Origin of the sequence: Streptomyces sp. NPDC059989 (assembly GCF_042736975.1) — a bacterium.
In the GTDB taxonomy this organism is placed as follows: domain Bacteria; phylum Actinomycetota; class Actinomycetes; order Streptomycetales; family Streptomycetaceae; genus Streptomyces.
Map to the genome: position 1 here is coordinate 34,163 of NZ_JBHWUO010000014.1, position 20,380 is coordinate 54,542.

Here is a 20,380-nt window from a genome sequence, read left to right on the forward strand (position 1 = left end):
ACGTGCGGCATTTATGCAGCATTCTTTGATCTTCAGCGATCTGTGAAAGCAGGAACGGCCCTGAATACCCGCCTCGACCACCGCAACCCCCTCGTGTTCGACACGCACGAGCTGGGTCGGCGTCCTGGTGCCATGCAGCGGCTGTCCCGTGAGATCGCGGCACCGGCGGACTTCGGTCTCGTCGGCGTCATCGGAGTGCCGGAAGGCGCCCCGGTGAAGCTCAAGCTCCGCCTCGAGTCGGTCATGGAAGGGGTGCTTGTCACAGGCACCGCCCGTGCATCGGCCGTAGGCGAGTGCGTAAGGTGTCTGGAGTCCGTCGAGCGCGAGCTCAAGGCGGACTTCCAGGAGATGTTCTCGTACCCTGACGCCGACGACCGGAGCCGCTCCAAGGCGGAACCGGCCGACGACGCCGAGGACGACGAGGACACGCTCTTCCTCGAGGACGGTTTGTTCGACCTCGAACCCGTGCTGCGGGATGTGGTGGTGCTCGCACTGCCCATGCAGCCGGTGTGCCGGGAGGACTGTCTCGGACTGTGCCCCGATTGCGGGCTCAGCCTGAACGACGACCCGGACCACCACCATGACGCCGTCGACATCCGTTGGGCGGCACTGCAAGGACTCGTCACCGATCAGGGCGTCGAGAAGGACAACATGAGCGGCACTGCCTCTGACGGAGTTCAGGGCGCCGCCGAGAAGCAGGAGAAGTAGCCGTGGCTGTTCCGAAGCGGAAGATGTCGCGCAGCAACACGCGCCACCGCCGGTCGCAGTGGAAGGCTGCGGTCCCCACCCTGGTTTCGTGCGAGCGTTGCCAGGAGCCGAAGCTCCAGCACATTGCGTGCCCGAGCTGCGGCACCTACAACAAGCGCCAGGTCCTCGAGGTCTGAGCGGCTGGTGAGAGGCGCAATGTCTGAGCTGTCCAACGCTGAGAAGCAGGCAGACAGTAACAACGCGGCCTCGTCCCACACGCTTCTGGAAGGGCGGCTCGGGTATCGACTCGAGTCCGCCCTTCTGGTGCGTGCTCTGACCCACCGCTCGTACGCGTACGAGAACGGCGGTCTGCCCACCAACGAGCGGCTGGAGTTCCTCGGGGACTCCGTGCTGGGCCTGGTGGTCACGGACACGCTGTACACGACCCACCCCGATCTCCCCGAAGGCCAGCTGGCCAAGCTTCGGGCCGCGGTGGTCAACTCGCGCGCACTTGCGGAGGTCGGGCGCGGCCTCGAACTCGGCTCCTTCATCCGGCTCGGCCGGGGCGAAGAGGGCACGGGCGGCCGGGACAAGGCCTCCATCCTCGCCGACACCCTTGAAGCGGTGATCGGCGCGGTTTACCTCGACCAGGGCCTCGACGCGGCCTCGGAGCTGGTTCACCGGCTCTTCGACCCGCTCATCGAGAAGTCCTCGAACCTCGGGGCCGGCCTGGACTGGAAGACCAGTCTCCAGGAGCTGACGGCGGCCGAAGGTCTTGGCGTACCGGAATACCTGGTCACCGAGACCGGTCCGGACCACGAGAAGACCTTCACTGCTGCCGCCCGCGTCGGTGGTGTCTCGTACGGCACCGGCACCGGCCGCAGCAAGAAGGAAGCGGAACAGCAGGCGGCGGAATCCGCCTGGCGCGGTATCCGTACCGCGGCGGACGAGCGGATCGCGGCGGCAGCCGCTGCCGCCGCCGCTCCGGTGGCGGTCCCGGCTTCGGCCGAGGCCGACGCCGCCGACGGCGGGGCGCCCGAGCCCGTCGACCCGGCGCCGGACGCCTGACCGCTTTCTTTTACAGTGACCCCGTCGCACCTCGGTGCGGCGGGGTTTTGCTGTCCGCCCTCACGCCCACTCCGGAGGAACACGTGCCAGAGCTGCCCGAAGTCGAAGTGGTGCGGCGGGGCTTGGAGCGCTGGGTGGCCGGGCGGACCGTCGAGTCCGTCGAGGTCCTGCACCCGCGGGCCGTACGCCGCCACCCGGGCGGCGGCGCCGACTTCGCGGCGCGGCTCACCGGGCAGACCTTCGGGGTGCCCCAGCGGCGCGGGAAGTACCTGTGGCTGCCCCTGGAGGGGCGGGACCTGTCCGTGCTGGGGCATCTGGGGATGAGCGGGCAGCTGCTCGTGCAGCCCGCGGACGCCGCGGACGAGAAGCACCTGCGGATCCGCGTGCGGTTCACCGATTCCGACAGCGGCTCCGCCGCGGGCGCCGCCGGGACCGAGCTGCGCTTCGTGGACCAGCGGACCTTCGGCGGGCTCTCCTTGCACGAGAACACCCCCGAGGGGCTGCCCGACGTCATCGCGCACATCGCGCGGGACCCGCTGGACCCGCTGTTCGACGAGGGGGCCTACCACCTCGCGCTGCGCGCCAAGCGGACCACCGTCAAGCGGGCGCTGCTGGACCAGTCGCTGATCAGCGGGGTCGGCAACATCTACGCGGACGAGGCGCTGTGGCGCGCCAAGCTGCACTACGAGCGCCCCACCGCCACCCTCACCCGCCCCCGGAGCGCGGAACTCCTCGGTCATGTGCGGGACGTCATGAACGCGGCCCTCGAAGTCGGCGGCACCAGCTTCGACAGCCTCTACGTCAACGTGAACGGCGAGTCGGGCTACTTCGACCGCTCGCTCGACGCCTACGGGCGGGAGGACGAGCCCTGCCGGCGCTGCGGTACGCCGATGCGCCGCCGCCCGTGGATGAACAGGTCGAGCTACTTCTGCCCGCGCTGTCAGCGGCCGCCGCGCGTCTCGTCGTAGGACTGCCGGGCCGTGAGCACCTCCGGCATGCTCCCCTCCAGGAAGTGGATCAGGGCGAGCAGCCGGTCCGCGACCTCGACGCCGAGCGGGGTCAGCTCGTAGTCGACGCGGGGCGGGTTCGTGGGTTGCGCGTCGCGGTTGACGATGCCGTCGCGCTCCAGCGCGTGCAGGGTCTGGGAGAGCATCTTCTCGCTCACGCCCTCCACCCGGCGGCGCAGCTCGTTGAAGCGGCACGGGCCCTCGCGCAGGGCGCCCACGGTGAGGCTGCCCCAGCGGCCGGTGACGTGCTCCAGGGTCTCCCGGGACGGGCACGCGCGGGCGAAGGCGTCGAACGGCAGCCCGGGGTCGGCCGCGTCGGTACAGATGGCTGGTGTCTCCATGAAGAGAGCGTACCCCCGTGCAGCGCTAACTGCGGGGTTGCGCTTTCTAAAAGTTAGTGATTCTCTTCTGTTGTCGCACCACGCCCCGTGGTGCGGCGGGACTTATCCGAGGAGAGATCCACCGTGTCCGGTACCACCCACACCCCCGTCGTCTCGATCGCCTACCACTCCGGCTACGGTCACACCGCCGTCATCGCCGAGGCCGTCCGGGCCGGTGCCGCCGAGGCCGGTGCCACCGTCCACCTGATCAAGGTCGATGAGATCGACGACGCGCAGTGGGAGCTGCTCGACGGATCCGACGCGATCGTCTTCGGCTCCCCGACCTACATGGGTACGGCCTCCGGCGCCTTCCACGTCTTCGCCGAGGCCAGCTCGAAGCGCTGGTTCGGTGACGCCTGGCAGGACAAGGTCGCCGCCGGCTTCACCAACTCCGCCTCCAAGAGCGGCGACAAGCTGCACACGCTCCAGTTCTTCCAGATCCTGGCCGCGCAGCACGGCATGAGCTGGGTCAACCTGGGCCTGAAGCCGGGCTGGAACTCCAGCACCGCCTCCGAGAACGACCTCAACCGCCTCGGCGTCTTCGCCGGCGCGGCGGCCCAGACCAACTCCGACGAGGGTGTGGAGGGCGTCCACAAGGCCGACGTCGCGACCGCCGAGCACCTCGGCCGCCGTGTCGCCGAGCACACCCGGGTCGTCGTCGCCGGCCGCGCGGCGCTGGCAGCGCTCTAGGCCGGGATGCGCCGGCGCCCGCGCGCCGGCAAGGGGCTAGAAGCCGAAGTCCTGCGTCCACCAGGGGCCGCCGGCGGCGAAGTAGGCGCCGACGCCCAGGGTGCGGAACTCGCAGTTCAGGATGTTCGCCTTGTGGCCGGGGCTGTTCATCCAGGCCTTCATCGCGGCCGTGGCGTCGCCCTGGCCGCGGGCTATGTTCTCGCCGCCCATGCCCGAGATCCCGGCCTTGGTGGCGCGGTCCCAGGGGGTGTTCCCGTCGGGGTCGGTGTGGTCGAAGAAGCCGCGGACGGCCATGTCCTTGCTGAAGGCCGCGGCCAGTGTCGCCAGCGGCGGGTTCGCCCGGACCGGTCCGCACCCGGCCTGGGCGCGCTCCTGGTTCACCAGGGCCAGTACGGCGGCCTCCTCGGCCGAGTGTCCGTCCCCGGCGGGCGGGGCGGTCGGCGCCGGCACGGGAACCGGTGCCTTGGTCGCCGGCTTCGAGGGCGCGGGGGCGGGCGCCTTCTTCGGGGCCTTGGTGGAGGGCGCGGCCGAGGGGGAGGAGCTCGGCGAGGGCGACGCGGACGGACTCGGCGAGGCCGACGGCGACGGGGAGGCCGAGGGCGACGGCGAGGCCGACGGGGTGCCGGAGGGGGAGGAGCCGGCGCCGGCGGAGGCGCGGCCGGACAGGCTGACGAGGCCGCCCTGCTGCTCCGCCGCGTTGTCGGGGCTCGCCGAGGGCTTCGCCTTCGCCTGCGTGCCGCTGTCGGTACCGGTACCGCTCACCCCTACATAGGGGAAGGAATGGCCGACCGGTACCACGCCGGTGGTGACCGCCGCGGTGCCCAGGGCCACGGCCACCGCGACACCCAGCAGGCCGTTGCGCACGGCGGTGCCGCGCTTGCCGCCGCGGCCCGGCGCGGCGTGGAGTCGGTGGCGTCCCATCGGCGTCGTGCCTTCCTTACCAGTCAAGATCATCCCTAACTCACCCAAACGGGTGAGTTCATTGGTGCGCGACTGTACGCCATGGGGCCAAGGGGCGATGTGCCCCGAAAGTGTTTGCCCGGTTAGCGTTCACGCATGAATGAAGATGTCCGCATGACCGCCTGGGTGCGCGGCCGTGTACAGGGAGTGGGCTTCCGCTGGTTCACCAGGGAGAACGCTCTGGAGGTCGGCGGGGTGGTCGGCTTCGCGCTCAATCTCGACGACGGGCGAGTGCAGGTGGTGGCCGAAGGTCAACGTGAGAATTGCCACCGGCTGCTGGACTGGCTGCGCTCGGCCGACACGCCCGGCCGGGTGGACGGGGTGACAGAGATCTGGGGCACACCGCGCGGTGGCTATGACGGGTTCGCCATCCGGTGACGGATCGGCTGATCATGTACTGATCACACCTCCGGACCGCCCGCACCTGGTCGGATCTGCGCATTCTCCGCCGGCACGTTGCCGACGCGGTAGATCCGTGGAAGGCTCGGAGATGAGGATGATCTCCATGCCCCGTGCAGGGGCCGGGCCGCCCGCCGATACGGGGCGTGATCGTGTTGACCGTCAAACTTTTTGGTGAGACGCTGGAAGCCCCGCGCACCTGAGCTGTTTGGCAGTGTTGGCAATAGTAAGAGCAGTGACTGTCAGTCGCTGCCGGACATCCGCGGGTGCGATTCCCTCACGACCCACACCGCTTCGGTCGGTCACTCAGTGTGGAGGACCATCCATCATGGCAAAGGCGCTTCTCGGTTACGTCGGCGGTTCCGATCCGCGACTCCTCGCCGAGATGCGACGGCTTCAGCAGCGCGTCCAGGACCTCGAGTCCGAGCTCGTACGGATTCAGTCCGAAAATGACGCGCTGAACGCGGCCGCCGCTCAGCACGACGGAGACTCGCTGCTGGACAGCATCGATATCGACGTACCCCAGGCGGAGCCTGCGCTCACCTGATCCCATAACGTCGCTCGACTCCAGCCTCGCATGATCTGCAAGGGACGCTCCGGCGTCCCTTCTTTCTTTGACCGCCGATTCCTTTAACGTCTGTCGTGCCCTGCGCCTTCATGGGCGAAACCGAACGTGAAAGGTAGAGTCCGGCGGCGTGCACCTCAAGTCCCTGACCCTGCGCGGCTTCAAATCCTTTGCTTCCGCCACCACCCTGCGCTTCGAACCCGGCATCACGTGTGTCGTGGGGCCGAACGGCTCAGGCAAGTCCAATGTGGTGGACGCGCTGTCCTGGGTCATGGGCGAACAAGGGGCCAAATCCCTGCGCGGCGGGAAGATGGAAGACGTCATCTTCGCCGGGACCACCGGGCGTCCGCCGCTCGGGCGCGCCGAGGTCTCGCTGACGATCGACAATTCCGACGGCGCCCTGCCGATCGACTACGCCGAAGTCACCATCACGCGGATCATGTTCCGCGGCGGCAGCAGCGAATACCAGATCAACGGGGACACCTGCCGCCTCCTCGACATCCAGGAGCTGCTCTCCGACTCCGGCATCGGCCGCGAGATGCACGTCATCGTCGGACAGGGCCAGCTGGACTCCGTACTGCACGCCGATCCCATGGGGCGCCGCGCCTTCATCGAGGAGGCGGCCGGCGTACTGAAGCACCGCAAGCGCAAGGAGAAGGCGCTGCGGAAGCTGGACGCGATGCAGGCCAACCTCGCGCGCGTGCAGGACCTCAACGAAGAGCTCCGGCGGCAGCTGAAGCCGCTGGGACGGCAGGCGGCGGTGGCCCGGCGGGCCGCCGTGATCCAGGCGGACCTGCGGGACGCGCGGCTGCGGCTGCTCGCCGACGACCTCGTCACGCTGCGGCGGGCGCTCGACGCGGAGATCGCGGACGAGGCCGCGCTGAAGGAGCGCAAGGAGGCCGCAGAGGCGCAGCTCGCGGGCGCGCTGCGGCGCGAGGCGGAGCTGGAGCAGGCGGTACGGGAGCTCGCGCCGAGGCTCCAGCGGGCGCAGCAGACCTGGTACGAGCTCTCGCAACTCGCCGAACGGGTGCGCGGGACCGCGTCGCTGGCGGACGCGCGGGTCAAGAGCGCGACGGCTCCGGTGGAGGAGGAGCGGCGGGGCCGCGACCCGGAGGAGATGGAGCGGGAGGCCGCGCGGATCCGCGAGCAGGAGGCGGAACTGACGGCCGCTCTGGAGGCGGCCTCGCGCGCGCTGGAGGACACGGCCGCGCACCGGGCCGAGCTGGAGCGGGCGCTGGCCGAGGAGGAACGGCGGCTGCGGGACGCGGCGCGGGCCATCGCCGACCGGCGCGAGGGGCTGGCCCGGCTGACGGGGCGGCTCGGCGCGGCCCGGTCGCGGGCGGGCGCCGCGCAGGCGGAGATCGACCGGCTGGTCGCGGCGCGCGACGCGGCGCAGAGCCGTGCGGTGGCGGCGCAGGAGGAGTACGAGGCCCTGGCGGAGGAGGTCGGCGGCCTCGACGACCCGTCGGTGGACGCCGATCTCGCGGCCGCGCGGGCGGAGCTGGCGACGGCGGAGGCCGAGCTGTCCGCCGCGCGGGACGCGGTCACCGCGGCGGAACGTTCCCGGGCGGCGGTCTCGGCGCGCCGGGACGCGCTGGCGCTCGGGCTGCGCCGCAAGGACGGTACGGGGGCGCTCCTCGCGGCGCGCGAACGGCTGGCCGGGCTGCTGGGTCCGGCGGCGGAGCGGCTGTCGGTGACCCCGGGGTACGAGGTCGCCGTGGCCGCCGCGCTGGGCTCGGCGGCGGACGCGCTGGCGGTGTCCTCCCCGGCCGCGGCCGCCGACGCGATCCGCCACCTCCGCACGGCGGACGCGGGCCGCGCCACGCTCCTGATCACCCCTTCCCTCCCGGGCGGGGTGGCGGATCCGGCGGGGCCGCCCACCTTCCCGGGCCAGGCCCTCGCGGGACCGCCAGCCCTCCCGAACCGGACCGAGGCCCCCGCCGGATCGGTCGCCCTGCCGGGCCAGGTGTCGGGTTCGGAGCTCGGCCCGACGGGCCCTGCCGTTCCGGGCGGGGCTGTGGACGCTGCCGGGTCGGCCGACGTGCCGGGTCAGGTGTCGGGTTCGGGGGTTGGCCCGACGGGCCCTGCCCTGGCAGGTCAGGTCCCTGGCGCGGCCGGGCCGTTCGGACTGCCGGGCTCGGCGGAGCCTGCCCTTTCGGGTGAGGGCTCGGGCACGGTGGGCTCCGAGGCCGGGGGCGGCCCGCTGATCGGCCCGGCCTCGGCTTCGGCCGGGGCCGAGGGATTCCCCCACCCCGCCCCTTCCCGAGACCGGGCGCTGCCCGGACCCGCGCCTCAAGCTCCCCCAGCTACCGCTGGGAGGGGCCCCCAGGCGAGGCTGAGGGTTGGCGCCGAGCCGGGTGGCGCGGCTGGGCAGGAGGTGCGCACCGCGCGTCCCGGCCGTCCCGGCGAAGCGGAGGCACCTTCAGCCCCGCCGGCGTTTGAGGCGCGGGGTCTGGGGCGGAGCCCCAGCAGCGGAGCTGCAGAGCACGCCGTCAACGCCTTGGCCGTCTCGGGGCTGGTGCACGGGGACGCCGAGGTGTGCCGGGCCGTCGCATGGGTGCTGCGGGAGCACTGCGTGGTCGGGACGCTCGACGAGGCCGAGGCCCTCGTCGCGGCGCGGCCCGACGCCGTGGCCGTGACCCTGGACGGCGACGTGCTCGGGACGCACCTCGCGCACGGCGGCTCCGCGGGGGTGCCCAGCCTGATCGAGGTGCAGGCCGCCGTGGACGAGGCCGCGGCGGAGCTGGCCCGGCTGGACGGGCAGTGCGCGGAGCTGGCCGCCGCCCAGGCCGCCGCCCAGGAACGGCGGCAGGCCGCCGCGGCCCTGGTCGAGGAGGTCGCCGAGCGGCGCCGGGCCGCCGAACAGGCCCGGGCCGGGGTCGCGCAGCAGCTCGGGCGGCTCGCCGGGCAGGCGAAGGGGGCCGCCGGCGAGGCCGAGCGCAGTGCCTCCGCCGCAGCCAGGGCCCAGGACGCCCTCGAACAGGCGCTGGCCGACGTAGAGGAGTGCGCGGAACGGCTGGCCACGGCCGAGGAGATGCCCGTCGAGGACGAGCCCGACACCGCGGTGCGGGACCGGCTCGCCGCCGACGGGGCCAACGCCCGGCAGACCGAGATGGAGGCCCGGCTCCAGCTCAGGACCCACGAGGAGCGGGTCAAGGGGCTCGTGGGGCGGGCCGATTCACTCGATCGGGGGGCCCGTGCCGAACGGGAGGCCCGGACCCGCGCCGAGCGGCGCCGCGCACGGCTGAGGCACGAGGCCGAGGTGGCCCGGGCCGTCGCCGACGGGGCCCGCCAGCTCCTCGCGCACGTGGAGGTCTCCCTCCTGCGCGCCGACGAGGAGCGCGCCGCGGCCGAGTACGCCAAGGGGCTGCGCGAGCGGGAGCTCGGCGAGGCCCGCAACAGCGGCCGGGACCTGAAGGGCGAGCTCGACAAGCTCACCGACTCCGTGCACCGCGGTGAGGTGCTCGGCGCCGAGAAGCGGCTGCGCATCGAGGCCCTGCAGGACAAGGCGCTGGAGGAGTTCGGCATGGAGACGGCCGGGCTCGTCGCCGAGTACGGCCCCGACCAGCCGGTGCCGCCCTCCCCGCCCGCCGAGGGCGAGGCCTCCGACATCAGCGGCTCCGCCGCGGGGCCCGAGGACCCGGAGGACCCGCGGAACCGGCCCGGCCCCTTCGTCCGCGCCCAGCAGGAGAAGCGGCTCAAGGCGGCCGAGCGCGCCTACCAGCAGCTCGGCAAGGTCAACCCCCTCGCCCTGGAGGAGTTCGCGGCGCTGGAGGAGCGCCACCAGTTCCTCAGCGAACAGCTGGAGGACCTGCGCAAGACCCGCGCCGACCTCCTTCAGGTGGTGAAGGAGGTCGACGAGCGCGTCGAGCAGGTCTTCACCGAGGCGTACCGGGACACGGCCCGGGAGTTCGAGGGGGTGTTCTCGCGGCTGTTCCCCGGCGGCGAGGGCCGGCTGATCCTCACCGACCCCGGCAACATGCTGACCACCGGGGTCGACGTCGAGGCCCGCCCGCCGGGCAAGAAGGTCAAGCGGCTGTCGCTGCTCTCCGGCGGTGAGCGCTCGCTGACCGCCGTGGCCCTGCTGGTGTCCATCTTCAAGGCGCGGCCCAGCCCGTTCTACGTGATGGACGAGGTCGAGGCCGCGCTCGACGACACCAACCTGCAGCGGCTGATCCGGATCATGGAGGAGCTCCAGGAGAGCTCGCAGCTGATCGTCATCACGCACCAGAAGCGGACGATGGAGGTCGCGGACGCGCTGTACGGCGTCTCCATGCAGGGCGACGGGGTCTCCAAGGTGATCAGTCAGCGGCTCCGCTGAGACCCAGTCAATTCAAGAAGTGAATGCAATCGCCCCAGTTTTCGGTTCACATGAACTTCACGCAGACTGTTGACTTCAGGAAATGAACGCATAGGCTCGCTCTGCTGTCTCCCGCCTTCGGGTGGTGCCCGATCTTGAACTGTGCGCCACTGGGAGGACGGACAAAACCCCCACGGAGCACACCTTGACCAGCAGCACAGCGCAGGAACCGGCGGCAGGCGGCGGCGGACGTGCCGCGCACCCCGACCACCTCGGCCACGTCATCTTCATCACCGCGGCCGCGGCGATGGGCGGCTTCCTCTTCGGCTACGACAGCTCCGTCATCAACGGCGCCGTCGTCGCGATCCGCGACCGCTTCGACATCGGCTCCGGAGCGCTCGCCCAGGTGATCGCCGCCGCGCTGATCGGCTGCGCCTTCGGTGCCGCCACCGCCGGCCGCATCGCCGACCGGATCGGCCGCATCCGCTGCATGCAGATCGCCGCCGTCCTCTTCACGGCGAGCGCCATCGGCTCGGCGCTCCCCTTCGCCCTCTGGGACCTCGCCGTGTGGCGCGTGATCGGCGGCTTCGGCATCGGCATGGCCTCCGTCATCGGCCCCGCCTACATCGCCGAGGTCTCCCCGGCCGCCTACCGCGGCCGCCTCGCCTCCTTCCAGCAGGCCGCCATCGTCATCGGCATCGCCGTCTCCCAGCTCGTCAACTGGGGCATCCTGAACCTCGCCGACGGCGACCAGCGCGGCGAGATCGCCGGCCTGGAGGCCTGGCAGTGGATGCTCGGCGTCATGGTCGTCCCCGCCGTGCTCTACGGGCTGATGTCCTTCGTCATCCCGGAGTCCCCGCGCTTCCTGATCTCCGTCGGCCGCACCGACCAGGCCAAGCAGGTGCTGCGCGAGGTCGAGGGCTCGAAGATCGACCTCGACGCGCGTGTCGCCGAGATCGACCTGGCCATGCGCTCCGAGCACAAGTCCACCTTCCGGGACCTGCTCGGCGGTCGCTTCGCCTTCCTGCCCATCGTCTGGATCGGCATCGGCCTCTCCGTCTTCCAGCAGCTCGTCGGCATCAACGTGATCTTCTACTACAGCTCCTCGCTGTGGCAGTCCGTCGGCATCGACCCGACCAGCTCCTTCCTCTACTCCTTCACCACGTCGATCATCAACATCATCGGCACCGTGATCGCGATGATCTTCGTCGACCGGATCGGCCGCAGGCCGCTCGCCCTCATCGGCTCGGCCGGCATGGCGCTCTCCCTCGGCCTCTGCGCCTGGGCGTTCTCCTACAAGACCGGCTCCGGCGACAACATCTCCATGCCCGACACCCAGGGCACGGTCGCGCTGATCGCGGCGCACTGCTTCGTGCTCTTCTTCGCCCTGTCCTGGGGCGTGGTGGTCTGGGTGCTGCTCGGCGAGATGTTCCCGAACCGCATCCGGGCCGCGGCCCTCGGCGTCGCCGCCGCGGCCCAGTGGGTCGCCAACTGGGTCATCACCGTCTCGTTCCCGACCCTCTCGGACTGGAACCTGTCCGGCGCGTACGTCATCTACACGGCCTTCGCCGTGCTCTCGATCCCGTTCATCCTCAAGTGGGTGCCGGAGACCAAGGGCAAGGCGCTGGAGGAGATGGGGTAACCATCCCCGCCACCACCCCTTCTCCTCGATACTGCCCCGGCTCAGTCCTTGAGCCGGGGCAGTACCTGTTCGCACAGCAGGTGGAGGCTGCGCCAGCCCTCGTCCAGGGGCATTCCGCCGCACAGCGGGTGCAGCACCAGGTTCCCCGCCTCGCCGGCCTCGCGGGCGTACGCCACCGCCTCGTCCGGGGTGAGGATCCGGTAGACGCCCTCCGCGCGCAGCTCCGCCACCGAGCGCGCGGAGGACCGTACGGCGCTGCGGATGTCCTTCGACTGCCAGGAGGCGTACATGCCCGCCTCGTGCAGGAAGCGCTCGCCGTGCTCGGCCCAGGTCCGGTCCGGGTCCTCGGCTACGTGCAGCAGCGGGGTCTGGGCCGCGGGCATCATGCAGAAGCCCTCCGTGCCGTACTCCGCGAGCTTCGCCTGGTAGTACGCCTCCAGCTCGGGCAGGTGCGCGCTGGGGAAGAACGGCAGCCCGAGCCGGGCCGCGCGCCGGGCCGCCGCCTCGGAGCTGCCGCCGACCAGGAGCATCGGGTGCGGCTGGGTGAAGGGCCGCGGGGTGACCCGTACGGTACGGCCGCGGTACTCGAAGGGCTCGCCGGTCCACGCCTTCAGCAGGGTCTCCAGCAGCTCGTCCTGGAGCCTGCCGCGCCGGCCCCACTCCACGCCGTGCTGCTCGTACTCCTCGGGCCGGTAGCCGATGCCCGCGACCGTCACCAGGCGTCCGCCGCTCAGCAGGTCGAGGACGGCGATGTCCTCGGCCACCTTCAGCGGGTCGTACAGCGGGCCGATGATCGCCGAGACGGTGACGGCGATCCGGCGGGTGGCGCCGAAGACGGCGCCCGCGAAGGCGAAGGGGGAGGGCAGCCAGTTGTTGCCGGTGCCGTGGTGCTCCTCGGTCTGGATGGTGTCGATCCCGCGGTCGTCCGCGTACCGGGCCATCTCCAGCGCCGCCTTGTAGCGGGCGGAGAGGGACTCGGGGGTGCCGTTCGGGTCGACGAGATTGAACCGGGCCACGGTGATGGGCATGGAGAAGTCCCCCTTCGCCGGATGTGGGTGGGCGCGCGAAGGGGGACGTTAGCTGACGCAGCGTCAGTTGGACAGGGATCCGGCGAGCTCGGGCTCCTCCGTCGGAGCGGTCGCGTCCGGGGCCGCCGTGCGGGGCAGTACGGCGTACAGCAGGGCCGAGGTGAGGATGCCCGCCGCCCAGCCCAGGCCGTTCTGCCCGATCCAGGTGGAGGCGAGCGGTCCGCTGAACCAGTCCACCTTGGTGAACAGCAGGCCCACGACGAGGGCGAGGCCCCACGCGGTCATCGCCTGCCAGGCGAAGCCGCCCTTGTACCAGTAGGCGCTGGTCCGCGTGGTGTCCAGCAGCGCGGGGCCGTCGTACGTCCGCCCGCGCAGCATGTCCACGCCGAAGACGCCGATCCACGCGGAGAAGGCCACGGCCAGCAGGGTCAGGAAGGAGATGAAGGAGCCGAAGAAGCTGGTCGCGACCACCATCAGGAGGAAGCCGAAGACCAGGCTGATCACGGCGTTGACGCTGACGGCCCAGGCGCGCGGGACCTTGATGCCGAGGGTCTGCGCGGTGAAGCCGGCCGAGTACATGGACATCGAATTGATCAGCAGCATGCCGATGAGCGCGATGAGCAGGTACGGGACCGCGATCCAGGTCGGCAGCAGCTCGCCGATGAAGGAGACCGGGTCCTGGGCGGTGGCGAGGTCCGGAGTGCCGACGGCCATGACCGCGCCCATCAGGACCATGGGGAGGACGACCACGCCGGCGCCGCCGATCGTCGCGCCCACCATGCCCTTGGAGGAGGCGGTGCGCGGCAGGTAGCGGGTGAAGTCGGGACCGGAGGGGACCCAGCTGATGCCGCCGGCCGCGATGGTGCCTATGCCCGCGATCATCATCGCCGTCGAGCCGGCCGGCTTGCCGAAGACGGCGGACCAGTCGGTGGTGAAGAGCAGGTAGCCGAGGACGAGCACGCTGAAGGTGCCGAAGAGGTACGTGGACCACTTCGAGCAGACGCGCAGCGCGTTGATGCCGAGCCCCGAGACCACGAAGGTGCAGCCCACGAAGAAGAGCAGGGTGACCACGATGAGCGCGGTGTTGCTCTTGATGCCGAAGAGCAGGTCGAGCACGGTCAGGACGGCGTAGGCGCCGCTGACCGCGTTGATGGTCTCCCAGCCCCACCGGGCCACCCAGATCAGCGCGCCGGGGAAGAGGTTGCCGCGCTGCCCGAACACGGCGCGCGACAGGGCCATGCCGGGGGCGCCGCCCCGCTTTCCGGCGATCGAGATCAGGCCGACGATCCCGTACGAGACGACCGGCGCGGCGACCGCGACGACCAGCACCTGCCAGATGTTGAGCTTGTTGAAGATCACCAGGCCGGCGCCCATGGTCAACAGCAGCACGCTGATGTTGGCGGCGACCCAGGTGGGGACGAGCTCGCGGACCCGGCCGCTGCGCTCGCTGTCCGGGACGGGTTCCAGGCCGCGGGTCTCGACCGAGGTCTCTTCGGCAGGCATGCGGTACTCCGTGGGGGAGGGTGCGGGGAAGCTGCCCATCATCGTAGATGTGATGCTAAGAGCACAAATAGAGCCTTCCGTCCCGGTGTGAGCGCCGAGGTCCGAGGTCTGGGCCGCCCGTGGCCGATACTGGGGTCGTTATGGAAATCCTCATCCTTGCTGTAGTCATCGCCCTGGTCGCGGTCGGCGCGATCAGCGGGCTCGTGGTCAGCAGCCGCAAGAAGAAGCAGCTGCCTCCCCCGGCACCGCCGAGCACGCCGACCATCACTGCCCCGCCTGCCGAACCGCAGGTGGGGGAGGACGCCGTAGAGACGGCGGAAGAGCCGCGCCGCACCATCGAGGAGGTCGTACTCCCCGAGGCGGGGGCCGAGGCACCCGCAGAGGTGCCGGTCGCGGAAACGCCCGCCGTGGATGCGGCCCCGGCCGCTCCCGCGATCGAGGTGCCCGAGCCCACCGCCGGCCGCCTGGTCCGGCTGCGCGCCCGGCTCGCCCGGTCGCAGAACTCCCTCGGCAAGGGGCTGCTCACGCTGCTCTCCCGGGAGCACCTCGACGAGGACACGTGGGAGGAGATCGAGGAGACCCTCCTCATCGCCGACGTCGGCGTCGTCCCGACCCAGGAACTGGTCGACCGGCTCCGCGAGCGGGTCAAGGTGCTCGGCACCCGCACCCCGGCGGACCTGCGCGCCCTGCTGAAGGAGGAGCTGCTGACCCTGGTCGGCACCGACTTCGACCGCGTCGTGAAGACCGAGAGCGGCGAGGACACGCCGGGCGTGATCATGGTCGTCGGGGTCAACGGCACCGGCAAGACCACCACCACCGGCAAGCTGGCCCGCGTGCTCGTCGCCGACGGCCGCAGTGTGGTGCTCGGCGCGGCCGACACCTTCCGCGCCGCCGCCGCCGACCAGCTCCAGACCTGGGGCGACCGCGTCGGCGCCCGTACCGTCCGCGGCCCCGAGGGCGGCGACCCGGCCTCGATCGCCTACGACGCGGTCAAGGAGGGCATCGCCGAGGGCGCCGACGTGGTGCTCATCGACACCGCCGGCCGCCTGCACACCAAGACCGGCCTGATGGACGAGCTCGGCAAGGTCAAGCGGGTCGTGGAGAAGCACGGCCCGCTCGACGAGATCCTGCTGGTCCTGGACGCCACCACCGGGCAGAACGGCCTGACCCAGGCCCGTGTCTTCGCGGAGGTCGTGGACATCACCGGCATCGTGCTGACCAAGCTCGACGGCACCGCCAAGGGCGGCATCGTCGTCGCCGTCCAGCGCGAGCTGGGCGTCCCCGTCAAGCTCGTCGGCCTCGGCGAGGGACCGGACGACCTGGCGCCCTTCGAGCCGGAGGCGTTCGTGGACGCTCTGATCGGCGACTGAGCGCAGTTCGCGGTACGCATGCCAGTGCCCCCGAGTTCCGGACGGAACTCGGGGGCACCGGCATGTCCGGAGGGCGGGCGGCGGCTACCGGCGGAAGCGGTGGCACAGGTAGGCGAGCGTGCCCAGCAGCAGCCGGGCCTGCGGCGGAGCGCCGGCGGAGTCGAGCGCGGGCGGCCGCAGCCAGCCGACCGGGCCGAGCCCGGCCCGGTCGGACGGCGGGGCCGTGACGAAGGCCCCGTGCCCCAGGGCCCGCAGGTCGAGGTCGGCGTCGTCCCAGCCCATCCGGTACAGCAGCTCCGGCAGCTCGGCGGCCGCGCCCGGGGCGACGAAGAACTGCGCCCGGCCGTCCGGGGTCACGATGACCGGGCCGAGCGGCAGGCCCATCCGCTCCAGCCGGACCAGCGCCCGCCGCCCGGCCTCCTCGGAGACCTCGATGACGTCGAAGGAGCGGCCGACGGGGAGCAGCACCGCCGCACCGGGGTACTCGCCCCAGGCCTCGGTGACCTCGTCCAGGGTGGCCCCGGCCTTGACGGTGGGGGCGAAGTTCAGCGGGTGCGCGCCGGGGGCGGCGCACCGCGGGTCGCCGCAGGAGCAGTCCCGGGCGGGCGCCGCGGCGCGGGCGCCGGGGACCACGTCCCAGCCCCACAGCCCGGTGTACTCCGCCACCGCCGTGCACTCCGAGGTCCGGCCGCGGCGCCGGACGCCGGAACGGAACTCCCTGGTGCCGCGGCTGCCGCCGATCGTGAAGCCCATGCCCATGCCCCCTCCAACGGGTCGGACGCACCGGTGGTTACGACGTCGGCCGGACTCCCCCCGCTTCCGCGGGGAGGTTCCCCCGGCTGCGGGGGGTCTGCTGCGGGGTGCCGTCCGGTCCGGCACGGCGCACTCCTCGCCGCGCGCGCCCCGGGTGCACTCCAGTCCAACCAAGCCGTTTCACCTCGGTGTCAAGTGAATCGCGCCTGGCGGGTGGCTAGTTCATTCGAAGGGGTGGCGAATGGTGGCGTTTCCGGGATCGACCTCGCCGAAGGGGTGATCGTAGGATTACTTTCAGTGCACGAACCCCGAAGGCAGGCCCGTCCGTGGGTATGCCGGAGGCAATGTGTGGAGGACCTGTGAAGGTCCGTGGCGGCGCTTGCCGCCCCCGCCAGGGTTTCGTGTGGAAGAGGCTGAGCGGATGGGGGCGTTCCAGTGAGCGGCAACGGCGCAAGCGGAACGATGGACGACTCTGCTGCGCGCAATGAACAGCTGACCTCGTGGTTCGTCCGCAGCGGTTGGTCCAAGGGCGAGCTGGCCCGCCAGGTCAACCGCCGGGCCCGTCAGATGGGCGCCCACCACATCAGCACGGACACCTCCCGGGTGCGCCGCTGGCTGGACGGCGAACAGCCCCGCGAGCCCGTCCCGCGGATCCTCTCCGAGCTGTTCTCGGAGCGCTTCGGCTCGGTCGTCGCCATCGAGCAGCTCGGCCTGCGCACCGCCCACCAGACCCCCTCGGTGTCCGGCGTCGACCTGCCCTGGGCCGGCCCGCAGACCGTCGAGCTGCTCGGCGAGTTCTCCCGCAGCGACCTGATGCTGGCCCGCCGCGGCTTCCTCGGGACCTCGCTCGCCCTCTCCGCCGGCCCCGCCCTCATCGAGCCCATGCAGCGCTGGCTCGTCCCGGTCCCGGCCGCCGACCCGGGACCGCGCACGGCGGGGCCGACGGGGGCCCTCGGCGGCCACCGCCCGCCCCGGCTCTCCGAACCGGAACTCGACCTCCTCGACGCCACCACCGTCATGTTCCGCCAGTGGGACGCCCAGTGCGGGGGCGGGCTGCGCCGCAAGGCCGTCGTGGGCCAGCTCCACGAAGTCACCGACCTGCTCCAGGAGAACCACCCGGCCCCGGTCATGAAGCGGCTCTTCAAGGTCGCCGCCGAACTCGCCGAACTGGCCGGCTGGATGAGCTACGACATCGGCCTGCACCCCACCGCGCAGAAGTACTTCGTCCTCGCGCTGCACGCCGCGAAGGAGGGCGGGGACAAGCCGCTGGGCTCGTACATCCTCTCCAGCATGAGCCGCCAGATGATCCACCTGGGCCGCCCCGAGGACGCCCTCGAACTCATCCACCTCGCGCAGTACGGCAGCCGCGACTGCGCCGGCCCGCGCACCCAGGCCATGCTGTATGCGATGGAGGCCCGCGCGTACGCCAACATGGGCCAGCCCAGCCGCTGCAAGCGGGCCGTGCGGATGGCCGAGGACACCTTCGGCGACGTCGGCTTCGGCGGCGAGGCCGAGCCCGACTGGATCCGCTTCTTCTCCGAGGCCGAGCTGCACGGCGAGAACTCCCACTCGTACCGCGATCTGGCCTACGTCGCCGGGCGCAGCCCCATGTACGCCTCCCTCGCCGAACCCGTCATGGAGCGGGCCGTCGAACTCTTCGAGAAGGACCAGGAGCACCAGCGCTCCTACGCCCTCAACCTCATCGGCATGGCCACCGTCCACCTGCTCCAGCGCGAGCCCGAGCAGGCCGCCGTCCTCGTGGACCGGGCCCTCGACGTGGCGGGAAAGGTGCGGTCCGAACGGGTGAACACCCGGCTCCGCAAGACCGTCGACACCGCCGCCCGTGAGTACGGTGACGTCGCCGAGGTGGTCCGGCTCACCGACCACCTCGCATCCCGCCTCCCCGAATCCGCGGAGGCCGTCTGACGGCCCGCGCGGCCGCCCCCAAGGCCCCGGCCGCGGCAGTCACCCCGTGAAGCCCGATCAGGCTCCCCCAGCCAGGACATCCGGGTCACTGCCGCGGCCGGTTTCCGCGTACCACCCGTTCATGGACGCGTAACACGCCCGACCTCTTCGTCACGGGCACGAAACACCCAGCGGCGCCGCCGGAAACCGGCCTGCGCGAATCTCAGGGCCAATAACCGGCCAGGTTCCTTTTGCCGCCGCTCAGGTTTTCACGATCGCCCGCACGCGAACGTACCGACGACGAGGAGACGCCGATGGCATCAGCCATCACGACCCTCGCGGAAGACGCCCCCACGCTGTCTGCCGCGAACACCGGGTTCATGCTCATCTGCTCCGCCCTGGTCATGCTGATGACCCCGGGACTCGCCTTCTTCTACGGAGGCATGGTCCGCGTCAAGAGCAGCCTCAACATGCTGATGATGAGCTTCATCAGCCTCGGGATCGTCACGATCCTCTGGGTGCTCTACGGCTTCAGCCTCGCCTTCGGCACCGATTCCGGCTCCATCATCGGCTGGAACTCCGACTACGTCGGCCTCAGCGGCATCGGCATCACCGAGCTGTGGGACGGCTACACCATCCCGGTCTACGTCTTCGCCGTCTTCCAGCTGATGTTCGCCGTCATCACCCCGGCCCTGATCAGCGGCGCCCTCGCGGACCGCGTGAAGTTCAGCGCCTGGGCCCTCTTCACCGTCCTGTGGGTCACCGTCGTCTACTTCCCCGTCGCCCACTGGGTCTGGGGCGCCGGCGGCTGGCTCTTCGAGCTCGGCGTCATCGACTTCGCGGGCGGCACCGCCGTCCACATCAACGCCGGCGCCGCCGCCCTCGGCGTGATCCTCGTCATCGGCAAGCGCGTCGGCTTCAAGAAGGACCCGATGCGCCCGCACAGCCTCCCGCTCGTGATGCTCGGCGCCGGTCTGCTGTGGTTCGGCTGGTTCGGCTTCAACGCGGGCTCCTGGCTCGGCAACGACGACGGCGTCGGCGCCGTCATGTTCGTCAACACCCAGGTGGCCACCGCCGCCGCCATGCTCGCCTGGCTCGGCTACGAGAAGCTGCGCCACGGCTCCTTCACCACCCTCGGCGCCGCCTCCGGCGCGGTCGCCGGCCTCGTCGCCATCACCCCCGCGGGCGGTGCGGTCAGCCCGCTCGGCGCGATCGCCGTCGGCGCCATCGCCGGTCTGCTGTGCACCATGGCGGTGGGCCTCAAGTACAAGTTCGGCTACGACGACTCCCTCGACGTGGTCGGCGTCCACCTCGTCGGCGGTGTCGTCGGCTCGCTGCTGGTGGGCCTCTTCGCCACCGGCGGGGTCCAGTCCGACGTCGCGGGCCTCTTCTACGGCGGCGGCCTGGAGCAGCTCGGCAAGCAGGCCATCGGAGTCTTCTCCGTCCTCGCCTACTCTCTCGTGGCGTCCGCGCTGCTCGCCTTCCTCCTCGACAAGACGATCGGGATGCGGGTCACCGAGGACGACGAGGTCTCCGGCATCGACCAGGTCGAACACGCCGAGACCGCCTACGACTTCAGCGGTGCCGGCGGCGGCTCCTCCTCGCGGAGCACCGCCGTCCCGACCCCCGCTGCCGCCGCGAGCAAGAAGGTTGACGCATGAAGCTGATCACCGCGATCGTCAAGCCGCACAAGCTGGACGAGATCAAGGAAGCCCTCCAGACCTTCGGGGTCCAGGGACTCACGGTCACCGAGGCCAGCGGCTACGGCCGCCAGCGCGGCCACACCGAGGTCTACCGCGGCGCCGAGTACACCGTGGACCTCGTACCCAAGATCCGCATCGAGGTACTGGTCGAGGACGCCGACGCCGACGAGGTGATCCGGGTCATCGTGAGCGCCGCCGCCACCGGCAAGATCGGCGACGGCAAGGTGTGGAGCGTCCCCGTGGACTCGGTCGTACGGGTCCGCACCGGCGAGCGCGGCGCTGACGCGCTGTAGGACCTGTCCGGTCGGTCAGGCCGGATAAGCGAGCGGGGTCTGGTGCGTGCGCTCGCAAGGCGGAGGAGGGAATCGACGCGGAGCGTCGGTGACCGACGACAACGCGGCTGGGGGTCCCCCCGGACGC

The 20,380-nt window shown here is 71.4% G+C and carries 18 protein-coding genes; 13 read left to right on the forward strand and 5 right to left on the reverse strand.

The features are described from left to right. Positions 1-42 precede the first annotated feature (42 nt). The 4 genes from ACFWBN_RS14885 to mutM all read left to right on the forward strand — a co-directional run bounded on the left by ACFWBN_RS14885 (position 43) and on the right by mutM (position 2,723). Positions 43-708 (forward strand): YceD family protein, encoded by a 666-nt coding sequence (locus ACFWBN_RS14885; RefSeq protein ID WP_385176250.1) that lies wholly within the window; start codon positions 43-45, stop codon positions 706-708. A gap of 2 nt (positions 709-710) precedes the next feature. Further along, positions 711-884 (forward strand): 50S ribosomal protein L32, encoded by a 174-nt coding sequence (gene rpmF, locus ACFWBN_RS14890; protein WP_003965982.1) that lies wholly within the window; start codon positions 711-713, stop codon positions 882-884. Between the two features lie 19 nt (positions 885-903). Continuing rightward, the gene (gene rnc, locus ACFWBN_RS14895) at positions 904-1,755 is read left to right on the forward strand and encodes a ribonuclease III (RefSeq protein ID WP_385176253.1); all 852 of its coding nucleotides are present in this window, start codon (positions 904-906) and stop codon (positions 1,753-1,755) included. A gap of 83 nt (positions 1,756-1,838) precedes the next feature. Further along, positions 1,839-2,723 (forward strand): bifunctional DNA-formamidopyrimidine glycosylase/DNA-(apurinic or apyrimidinic site) lyase, encoded by an 885-nt coding sequence (gene mutM / locus ACFWBN_RS14900; RefSeq protein WP_385176256.1) that lies wholly within the window; start codon positions 1,839-1,841, stop codon positions 2,721-2,723. Here the strand turns inward: mutM and ACFWBN_RS14905 are convergent. Beyond that, positions 2,696-3,103: a winged helix-turn-helix transcriptional regulator gene (locus tag ACFWBN_RS14905; RefSeq protein ID WP_385176259.1), complete on the reverse strand. Its 408-nt coding sequence runs from the start codon at positions 3,101-3,103 to the stop codon at positions 2,696-2,698. The two genes, mutM and ACFWBN_RS14905, sit on opposite strands and share 28 nt — an antisense overlap. A 123-nt stretch (positions 3,104-3,226) precedes the next feature. Between ACFWBN_RS14905 and ACFWBN_RS14910 the strand changes: the two genes are divergently transcribed. After that, the gene (locus ACFWBN_RS14910; RefSeq protein WP_385176262.1) at positions 3,227-3,832 is read left to right on the forward strand and encodes a flavodoxin family protein; all 606 of its coding nucleotides are present in this window, start codon (positions 3,227-3,229) and stop codon (positions 3,830-3,832) included. 36 nt (positions 3,833-3,868) lie between these two features. Here the strand turns inward: ACFWBN_RS14910 and ACFWBN_RS14915 are convergent, their stop codons facing one another. Further along, positions 3,869-4,753: a CAP domain-containing protein gene (locus tag ACFWBN_RS14915; RefSeq protein ID WP_385176265.1), complete on the reverse strand. Its 885-nt coding sequence runs from the start codon at positions 4,751-4,753 to the stop codon at positions 3,869-3,871. Positions 4,754-4,888: 135 nt separating this feature from the next. Here ACFWBN_RS14915 and ACFWBN_RS14920 point away from each other — a divergent pair, with 135 nt between their 5' ends. From ACFWBN_RS14920 to ACFWBN_RS14935, 4 genes are all read left to right on the forward strand, one after another. Next, a complete protein-coding gene (locus tag ACFWBN_RS14920) occupies positions 4,889-5,170 on the forward strand; it encodes an acylphosphatase (protein ID WP_215013014.1) in 282 nt (93 codons plus the stop codon). Positions 5,171-5,519: 349 nt separating this feature from the next. Continuing rightward, on the forward strand, positions 5,520-5,738 hold the full coding sequence (locus ACFWBN_RS14925; RefSeq protein ID WP_030032603.1) for a hypothetical protein: 219 nt from the start codon (positions 5,520-5,522) through the stop codon (positions 5,736-5,738). Positions 5,739-5,886: 148 nt separating this feature from the next. After that, on the forward strand, positions 5,887-10,077 hold the full coding sequence (locus ACFWBN_RS14930) for an AAA family ATPase (protein WP_385176269.1): 4,191 nt from the start codon (positions 5,887-5,889) through the stop codon (positions 10,075-10,077). A 184-nt stretch (positions 10,078-10,261) separates the two neighbouring features. After that, entirely contained in the window at positions 10,262-11,698 is a 1,437-nt protein-coding gene (locus ACFWBN_RS14935) for a sugar porter family MFS transporter (protein WP_385176272.1), read from the forward strand. 41 nt (positions 11,699-11,739) lie between these two features. On the opposite strand, the gene ACFWBN_RS14940 is transcribed toward ACFWBN_RS14935, so the two are convergent. Beyond that, entirely contained in the window at positions 11,740-12,726 is a 987-nt protein-coding gene (locus ACFWBN_RS14940) for an LLM class flavin-dependent oxidoreductase (RefSeq protein ID WP_385176275.1), read from the reverse strand. 63 nt (positions 12,727-12,789) lie between these two features. Further along, positions 12,790-14,229 carry a cytosine permease gene (locus tag ACFWBN_RS14945; RefSeq protein WP_385176278.1) on the reverse strand — a complete coding sequence of 480 codons (1,440 nt, stop codon included), beginning with the start codon at positions 14,227-14,229 and terminating at the stop codon, positions 12,790-12,792. 140 nt (positions 14,230-14,369) lie between these two features. Here ACFWBN_RS14945 and ftsY point away from each other — a divergent pair, with 140 nt between their 5' ends. Next, entirely contained in the window at positions 14,370-15,599 is a 1,230-nt protein-coding gene (ftsY, locus tag ACFWBN_RS14950; RefSeq protein WP_385176281.1) for a signal recognition particle-docking protein FtsY, read from the forward strand. An 84-nt stretch (positions 15,600-15,683) separates the two neighbouring features. Here the strand turns inward: ftsY and ACFWBN_RS14955 are convergent, their stop codons facing one another. Then, positions 15,684-16,352, reverse strand: coding sequence for a bifunctional DNA primase/polymerase (locus tag ACFWBN_RS14955; RefSeq protein ID WP_385176603.1), 669 nt, complete (start codon positions 16,350-16,352; stop codon positions 15,684-15,686). Positions 16,353-16,787: 435 nt separating this feature from the next. On the opposite strand from ACFWBN_RS14955, the gene ACFWBN_RS14960 reads away from it, so the two are divergent. From ACFWBN_RS14960 to ACFWBN_RS14970, 3 genes are all read left to right on the forward strand, one after another. Beyond that, a complete protein-coding gene (locus tag ACFWBN_RS14960; protein ID WP_385176285.1) occupies positions 16,788-18,278 on the forward strand; it encodes a hypothetical protein in 1,491 nt (496 codons plus the stop codon). A 293-nt stretch (positions 18,279-18,571) separates the two neighbouring features. After that, positions 18,572-19,918 (forward strand): ammonium transporter, encoded by a 1,347-nt coding sequence (locus ACFWBN_RS14965; protein WP_385176288.1) that lies wholly within the window; start codon positions 18,572-18,574, stop codon positions 19,916-19,918. Then, complete coding sequence (locus ACFWBN_RS14970) at positions 19,915-20,253, forward strand: P-II family nitrogen regulator (RefSeq protein ID WP_328927872.1); 339 nt, start codon at positions 19,915-19,917, stop codon at positions 20,251-20,253. The genes ACFWBN_RS14965 and ACFWBN_RS14970 overlap by 4 nt, the downstream gene beginning before the upstream one ends. Positions 20,254-20,380: the final 127 nt, after the last annotated feature.

Coding starts and splice junctions, on each gene's coding strand:
- rnc (WP_385176253.1), top strand. CDS start 904: ATGTCTGAGCTGTCCAACGCTGAGAAGCAGGCAGACAGTAACAACGCG.
- ACFWBN_RS14905 (WP_385176259.1), bottom strand. CDS start 3,103: ATGGAGACACCAGCCATCTGTACCGACGCGGCCGACCCCGGGCTGCCG.
- ACFWBN_RS14915 (WP_385176265.1), bottom strand. CDS start 4,753: ATGGGACGCCACCGACTCCACGCCGCGCCGGGCCGCGGCGGCAAGCGC.
- ACFWBN_RS14920 (WP_215013014.1), top strand. CDS start 4,889: ATGAATGAAGATGTCCGCATGACCGCCTGGGTGCGCGGCCGTGTACAG.
- ACFWBN_RS14925 (WP_030032603.1), top strand. CDS start 5,520: ATGGCAAAGGCGCTTCTCGGTTACGTCGGCGGTTCCGATCCGCGACTC.
- ACFWBN_RS14940 (WP_385176275.1), bottom strand. CDS start 12,726: ATGCCCATCACCGTGGCCCGGTTCAATCTCGTCGACCCGAACGGCACC.
- ACFWBN_RS14945 (WP_385176278.1), bottom strand. CDS start 14,229: ATGCCTGCCGAAGAGACCTCGGTCGAGACCCGCGGCCTGGAACCCGTC.
- ftsY (WP_385176281.1), top strand. CDS start 14,370: ATGGAAATCCTCATCCTTGCTGTAGTCATCGCCCTGGTCGCGGTCGGC.
- ACFWBN_RS14955 (WP_385176603.1), bottom strand. CDS start 16,352: ATGGGCTTCACGATCGGCGGCAGCCGCGGCACCAGGGAGTTCCGTTCC.
- ACFWBN_RS14965 (WP_385176288.1), top strand. CDS start 18,572: ATGGCATCAGCCATCACGACCCTCGCGGAAGACGCCCCCACGCTGTCT.
- ACFWBN_RS14970 (WP_328927872.1), top strand. CDS start 19,915: ATGAAGCTGATCACCGCGATCGTCAAGCCGCACAAGCTGGACGAGATC.